Genomic DNA, 341 nt, shown 5'->3' on the forward strand with positions numbered 1-341 from the left:
GAGGACTACGACATCCTCCTGATCGGGCACGAGGGCCACGAGGAGGTCATCGGCACCTCCGGCGAGGCCCCCGACCACATCCAGCTCGTCGACGGCCCCGGCGACGTCGCCAAGGTCGAGGTCCGTGACGAGTCGAAGGTCGTCTGGCTCTCGCAGACCACCCTCTCCGTCGACGAGACCATGGAGACCGTCGACGCGCTGAAGGAGAAGTTCCCGCAGCTCATCTCCCCGCCCAGCGACGACATCTGCTACGCCACGCAGAACCGCCAGCTCGCGGTGAAGGAGATGGGCGCCGAGGCCGAGCTGGTGATCGTCGTCGGCTCCCGCAACTCCTCCAACTC

Annotated in this window: 1 pseudogene; it reads left to right on the forward strand. The window is 67.2% G+C overall.

Annotated features, from left to right (window positions below):
- Positions 1–341, forward strand: a pseudogene (locus ADK57_RS16590) (4-hydroxy-3-methylbut-2-enyl diphosphate reductase); the annotation flags it as partial.

The organism is Streptomyces sp. MMG1533 (assembly GCF_001279775.1).
Taxonomy (GTDB): Bacteria; Actinomycetota; Actinomycetes; order Streptomycetales; family Streptomycetaceae; genus Streptomyces.